At 59.0% G+C, this 3,810-nt stretch carries 3 protein-coding genes; 1 reads left to right on the forward strand and 2 read right to left on the reverse strand.

Annotated elements, in window-relative coordinates; translation table 11 throughout:
- A partial coding sequence (locus tag AC1DVH_RS27435; RefSeq protein ID WP_477756436.1) for a nucleotidyltransferase family protein occupies window positions 1–329 on the reverse strand: 329 nt, incomplete at its 3' end.
- The gene (locus AC1DVH_RS27440; RefSeq protein WP_477756437.1) at window positions 326–1,345 is read right to left on the reverse strand and encodes an aminoglycoside phosphotransferase family protein; all 1,020 of its coding nucleotides are present in this window, start codon (window positions 1,343–1,345) and stop codon (window positions 326–328) included. The genes AC1DVH_RS27440 and AC1DVH_RS27435, both read right to left, overlap by 4 nt.
- A gap of 130 nt (window positions 1,346–1,475) precedes the next feature.
- Here AC1DVH_RS27440 and AC1DVH_RS27445 point away from each other — a divergent pair.
- On the forward strand, window positions 1,476–3,810 hold a 2,335-nt coding region (locus AC1DVH_RS27445), incomplete at its 3' end, for an LPS-assembly protein LptD (protein WP_477756438.1).

The following is a 3,810-nucleotide window of genomic DNA, read 5'->3' on the forward strand; positions in this document are numbered from 1 at the left end:
GTCCAGATGTCACCATTGACCACCACAAACGCTTCATCCCCCAGCAACGGCAATGCGCGGAAAATCCCGCCGCCGGTTTCCAGGGGCTCACCTTCCGCCGAGTACTGGATGCTCACGCCATAATTCGAACCATCGCCCAGATAGTCTTCGATCTGCTGACCGAGCCAGGCGTGATTGATCACGATGTCGGTGAACCCGGCCGCGGCCAGTGCTCGCAGGTGATATTCGATCAGCGGCACGCCGCCTGCACGAACCAGAGGTTTTGGCGTGGTCAGGGTCAGCGGGCGCATGCGCTCGCCTTTGCCCGCTGCCAGAATCATTGCCTTCATGCTTTCACTCCGGCGCGCAGACTGGCCAGCAACACATCCAGCTCGGCCAGTTCAGGACGGCGAGCGATCACCGCTTCTATGTACGCAAAGAAACGTGGCACATCGCCCAGATAACGCGGTTTGCCGTCGCGATGGCAGATGCGCGCAAAAATGCCGATGACTTTCAGATGGCGTTGCACACCCATCAAATCGCTGGCCCGCAGGAAGTCCTCGAACTCGGGTTGCACCGCAATGCCGAGGGCGCTTGCTTGCTGCCAGTAGTTTTCGAGCCAGCCATTCACGCGCGCCTCGGGCCAGCTGAGAAACGCATCCTTGAACAGGCAGGTCACATCGTAGGTCACCGGGCCGTACACCGCATCCTGGAAATCCAGCACACCGGGATTGGGCTCGCTGAGCATCAGGTTGCGCGGCATGTAGTCACGATGCACCAGGACTTTTGGCTGTGCCAGGGCACTGTCGATCAACAGTTCGCTGACCTGCTGCCAGAGCACTTGCTGCGCCGCGTCGAATTCGATGCCCAATTCGCGCTTCACGTACCACTCAGGGAACAGTTCCAGCTCACGACGCAGCAAGGCCACGTCATAGCTCGGCAATGGCGCAACCATCGGCAACTGCTGGAAAGCCAGCAACGCCTGCAGGGCATCCTTGAACAAATCGTCGGCGTTTTCGTTGTCGATGACGTCCAGATAGGTCTTGTTGCCCAGGTCATTGAGCAAAAGAAAACCGCGCTCGAGGTCTTCGGCATAAATTTTCGGCACATTTATTCCGGATTTGGCCAGCAAAAAGGCGATATCCACGAAGGGTTTGCAGTTTTCCTGGGGCGGCGGCGCGTCCATCACAATGAAACTTTTGCCACCGCCTTCCCAGCGAAAATACCGCCGAAAGCTCGCGTCGCTGCTGGCCGCAGTCAACGTGGCCGGGGGGACGGCGCCCCAGCCCTGCTCGGCAAAAAGGGTCGCCAATTGTTCATCGAGCCAAACATTCAGGTGTTGCAAGCGTACATCTTGATCAGGCATTGCAAGGGTCTCCGACGGCGCTAGCCGTCAAGCGGGTCATGCTTTATTATCCAGCATCTTTTTCAGACCATCGAGAGGCGTGCGGCCCACACCGCGGGCAGATGGCACGCAGGAAGCCCGGACTAATAAGATGGCATTGAAATCCCCCGCGTTTCGTAAAAAATTTCCGTTGTTGGTTACCGGCAGTTTGCTGGCGCTGCAACCCCTTGCCACTTCCTACGTGGTCGCCGCGGAACAGTTTGACTGCTCAGTCTCTGCTTCGGGTTCCTGGGACTGTGCACCAAAGTCGCCGGCGGCTGCATTGCCACCGCGTCCCGTTCATGATGGCAGCGCAACTTCCGCCACCGGCGAAGCCCCGGCCGAGAACGGTTCCAGCCAAGACACTGGCGCCAAGCCGGTGCTGGTCACCGAGTCCAAAGGCCGTGGCCTGAAGTCGCGTAGCGCAGACTACAGTCACCTCGACTGGGTTCCCCGCGAGCAGCTCACCGCCGCACAATTGGCCGAAACCGGTCCTTATTGCTCTGGTTCCTATATCGAACCGATTCGTCCTGGCATGGATGACAAGACGGATAAAAGTGACGCTCCAACCTTTATCGGCGCAAAAGCCTCCCGCTATAAGCAGGATGAGCAGGTCGCGACCCTGGCCGGCGACGTTGTCATGCGCCAGGGCAGCATGCAGGTCGAAGCCGACGAAGCCAACCTGTACCAGGCCGAGAGCCGTGGCGACCTGAACGGCAACGTGCGCATTCGCGACAACGGCGCACTGATCGTCGGCGACCACGCCGACGTGCAGCTCGACACCGGTGAAGCCAAGGTCGACAACGCCGAATACGTGATGCACAAATCCCGTATCCGCGGTAATGCGCTGTACGCCAAACGTGCCGAGAACGCGATCATCCGCCTCAAGGATGGTACGTACACCACGTGCGAACCGAACAGCAACGCCTGGCAGCTCAAGGGCAACAACATCACCCTGAACCCGGCCACCGGTTTCGGTACGGCGACCAACGTGACGCTGCGGGTCAAGGACATTCCGGTCCTGTACACGCCGTACATCTATTTCCCGATCGACGACCGTCGCCAGTCCGGCTTCCTGCCGCCGACCATTGGCACCGGCAGCGATACCGGCTTCATGCTGGTCACCCCGTACTACTTCAACCTGGCGCCGAACTACGATGCCACGTTGTACCCGCGCTACATGGAAAAGCACGGCTTGTTGATGGAAGGCGAATTCCGCTACCTGACCAAGTCCAGCGAAGGCCAGTTCGGCGCGGCGTACCTCAACGACGAAAGCGACGAGCGCGACAAACAGTCAGACGCCGAAAAAACCCGCTACATGTACAACTGGCAGCACAAGGGTGGTCTCGACTCGCGAGTGCTCACGCAAGTCGACTACACCAAGATCAGCGATCCGTATTACTTCCAGGATCTGCAGACCGACCAGATTGGCGTGAAAAGCCAGGACTACGTGAACCAGCAGGGCTCTGTCACCTATCGCGGCGACAGCTATACCGCTCGCGTAAATGCCCAGGCCTTTCAGCTGGCGACCGTTTCGAACATTACGCCGTACGACCGCCTGCCGCAGATAACCCTCGACGGTATGCTGCCTTATCATCCGGAAGGCCTGGATTTCACGTACAACACCGAAGTCGTACGGTTTGACCGGGATCTGCAGAACGGGGAATACTTTGACGAAGACGGCGTCGGCTCTCCCCGTCTTGATAACAACATTCAAGGTCTGGCTCGCGCCAATGGCGACCGACTCAACCTGGCTCCGGCTGTCAGCCTGCCATTGAACTGGACCTACGGCTTCCTGAAACCGACGCTCAAGTACCAGTACACCCAGTACCAACTGGATCTGGACAACACCGGTAAGGCGCAGATCGCCGCGCAAAGCGCAGAGCAGGACAAGCTCAGCGGGACCTTCGACAGCAACCAGAACCGCGGCGTGCCGATCGCCAGCATCGACAGCGGCCTATACTTCGATCGCAATACCCAGTATTTCGGCAAGAACTACCGCCAGACCCTCGAGCCGCGCCTGTTCTACCTGTACGTGCCTGAAGTCGACCAGGAAGACATCCCGGTATTCGACACCAGCGAAAACACCTTCAACTTTGCATCGCTGTTCCGTGACAACCGCTTCTCCGGTTCCGACCGTGTCGGCGACGAGAACAAATTGTCCCTGGGTGTGACCAGCCGCTGGATCGAAGACAACGGTTTCGAGCGTCAACGCATCAGTGTCGGCCAGGCCTTGTACTTCAAGGACCGTGAAGTCCAGTTGCCAGGCGTGAACTTCAACGACCGTGACGACGCCAAAGCCAGCGTTTCCCCATATGCACTGGAATACGAGTATCGCTGGAACCGCGACTGGCGTACCACGGCCGACTACAACTGGGACCCGGACAGCCGCAGCCCTCGTTCGGGCAGCGCGATGTTCCACTACCAGCCTGAAGACAACCCGAACA

Source organism: Pseudomonas sp. P4_C3 (genome assembly GCF_056402075.1).